We start from the raw sequence: 2830 nt of genomic DNA, 5'->3' as shown, positions 1-2830 counted from the left end.
TCGACCGAGCGCAGGGCCCAGTCGGGCAGTTCGGCGGGGGCGGCGAAGACGGGGGCGCCGGGGGTGTGGCTGGCCATAGGAAAATCTCCTCTATCTATATGGATGTGCATGACGGCGGGCGTCGGGCGCCCGCCGGGTGGTGAAGACACGGATGTCGGGATTGCGGTATTTCAGGCGTGCGCAGCGGCCGGCCGCCTTTTACAGCGGCAGCGGGAAGCCGATGACATTCTTGGGCCGCGGCGGCGCATAAGTGCGGACCTTGGACGTCTGCAGCCCCAGCCGGACCAGCGATTCGGCGATGGTCACGGCGGCGGCCACGCCATCGACCACCGGCACGCCGGTACGCTCGCGCACCTTGGCCTCGAGCTCGGCCATGCCGCCGCAGCCCAGGCAGATCACCTCGGCATGATCGTCGCGCACCGCGGCCTCGGCCTGGGCCACGATGGTTTCCACCGCGCGTTCGGGCTGGGTCTCCAGTTCGAGCACCGCCATGCCGCTGGCCCGGACCGAGGCGCAGCGCGCATCCAGCCCGGCCAGCTTCAGCCGGTCCTCGATCAGCGGCACGGCGCGGTCCAGTGTGGTCACGACCGAATACTTGTGGCCGAGGAACATCGCGGTCGAGGCGGCGGCCTCGGTGATGTCCACCACCGGCACCTCGAGCAGTTCCTGCAGACCCTCGCGGCCATGCTCGCCGTAACCGGCCTGGATCACCGCGTCGAAGGGCTGGTCATAGCGCATCACCGCATCCATGACGCCGACGGCGCAGAGATAGCTTTCGAAATTGCCCTCGACCGACTCGGCACCGAAGCGCGGCGTCAGGCCGACGATCTCGGTGCCGGGGGCCGCGAACTTGCGGGCCTGCGCGGCAATGCCCTCGGTCATCGAGGCGGTGGTGTTCACGTTGACGATCAGAATGCGCATTTTTCTCTCCGGTCAATGATTGGTGGCCACGGCGATCGTTTCGCCATCACGGTCGGCATAGATACCGTTCTTGGGTGCGAGCATGTAGTAGAACAGCCCGCCGAGCCCCGCCGCGATGAACCACGAGAACTGCGACAGCACTTGCAGCGCCGGCAGGAAGGCGAACATCAGCGAGATCAGGGCCGAGGGGATCAGTGCCTTGATCGCCACCGGGTTGATGCCGTTGACGTAGTGGTAGGGGCCCCGGGGATCCTCGGTGTAGAGCGCGGGCACATCGACGTGCTGTTTGCGGATCAGCCAGTAGTCGGCCATCACGATCCCGAACAGCGGGCCGAGGAAGGCGCCCAGCCCGCCCAGGAAATAGACGATCACGACCGGCGAGTTGTACAGATTCCACGGCAGGATGACGAAGCCGATGATCGCGCTGACCACGGCGGCGCGGCGGAAGTCGAGGTACTGGGGCAGCAGATTCGCCAGTGCGAAGGACGGTGCGACGAAGTTCGCCATCAGGTTCACCGCGATGGTCAGGATCAGCAGGGCCAGGCTCGCCAGCGCCAGCAGGAAGGTGTTCGGGATCTTCTGGACCACGTCGGTCGGGCTCTGGATCAGCGTACCGTCGATGGACAGCTGGCCGCCGGTCAGGATCACCACGACCAAGCCGAAGATCAGCATGTTGATCGGAATGCCCCAGAAGTTGCCCCTCACGATCGCCTTCTTCGAGACCGCGCCGCGGGTGAAGTCGCAGAAGTTCAGCACGAAGGTGCCGTAGATCGCCACCCACAGCGAGGCACCGCCCAGAATCTGCGCCCACATCGCGCCGCCCGTCAGCGAGTCCGGTTGCGACCAGACCAGCTTGGCGCCCGAGGCATACAGCATCCAGCCCGCCAGCGACAGGAAGGTGACCAGGATGATGGGGCCGGCGAAGGCCTCGTACTTGCGGATGGACTCCATCCCGTAGCAGGCGATGATCACCTGCACGACCCACAGGATCGAGAAGCTGATCCAGCCCAGCACCGACAGGCCCAGCACGATCTGCTGCGACAGCGGCGCGAGGCTGGGCATCATCGCGATCAGCAGCACGTCCAGCACCATCGAGGCCAGATAGGTCTGGATGCCGAACCAGACGATGGCGACGCCGCCCCGGATCAGCGCCGGGATCTGCGCGCCGCGGGTGCCGAAGCTGATCCGGCTCATCACCGGGAAGGGCACGCCGGTCTTCTGGCCCATGAAGCCCGAGAAGTTCAGCAGCACGAACAGGAAAAGCGCGCCGAACATCAGTGCGGTCAGGATCTGCCAGGCACCCAGCCCCAGCGCGAACAGCCCGATGGCAAAGGAATAGTTGCCCAGGCTATGCACGTCGTTGGCCCAGAGCGCGAAGATGTTGTAGGCACTCCAGGTGCGACCCTCCTTCTTGCTGGGTGCAAGGTCCTGATTGTAGAGACGGGGCGAAGTCCCGGCAGGCAGTTCGAGTTCGTGATTGCCCTCGTTGGCAAGGGATGCGCTGTGGCTCATGCTGCATCCCCTTCCCTGAATCCGCTGCAATGTTGCGCGCGGGGGAGCGAAGGTTCGAACGGCGTTGCGGGACGTGTCCCGTCGCGGCCACCCTGGCTGATATGTGAATTCATGGTTCTCCTCCTTATTGTTTGAAGCCGGTACTTTTCCCGGCCGACGACTCCAGTACCTGCTGGAGATTGTTTACATTCGAAGAGGCGTGTTTCCACCCTGGCTTCATGGCTGGGCATGAAGCCGCCTCCTTTGGATACGGTGGATCGAGGCCGATTGCCGGAGCTGCGCGAGCGGCCCTTTCGCAGCACGTTCATCCGGGCTGATACGGGTGCTTCTCGATCCAGTGTCGGGCGACATCGACGCGTCGGCAGACCCAGACGCGATCGTGCTTCTCGATGTGGTC

General features: G+C 64.8%; 2 protein-coding genes. Both read right to left on the bottom strand.

Annotation, left to right across the window (positions count from 1 at the left end):
- Positions 1-198 precede the first annotated feature (198 nt).
- Positions 199-921, bottom strand: a complete 723-nt coding sequence (locus NX068_RS20995) for an aspartate/glutamate racemase family protein (protein ID WP_263463185.1) — start codon at positions 919-921, stop codon at positions 199-201.
- Positions 922-933: 12 nt separating this feature from the next.
- Positions 934-2433: an NCS1 family nucleobase:cation symporter-1 gene (locus NX068_RS20990; RefSeq protein ID WP_263463183.1), complete on the bottom strand. Its 1500-nt coding sequence runs from the start codon at positions 2431-2433 to the stop codon at positions 934-936.
- Positions 2434-2830: the final 397 nt, after the last annotated feature.

Source organism: Thauera carbonicopians, assembly GCF_025699485.1.
Taxonomy (GTDB): domain Bacteria; phylum Pseudomonadota; class Gammaproteobacteria; order Burkholderiales; family Rhodocyclaceae; genus Thauera.
Note: the sequence above shows the minus strand (reverse complement) of the source record. Positions and strands in the feature narration are given on the sequence as shown.

Bases quoted from the DNA above. Each gene is read 5' to 3' on its own strand.
- NX068_RS20995 (WP_263463185.1), bottom strand. From the start codon at position 921: ATGCGCATTCTGATCGTCAACGTGAACACCACCGCCTCGATGACCGAG.
- NX068_RS20990 (WP_263463183.1), bottom strand. From the start codon at position 2,433: ATGAGCCACAGCGCATCCCTTGCCAACGAGGGCAATCACGAACTCGAA.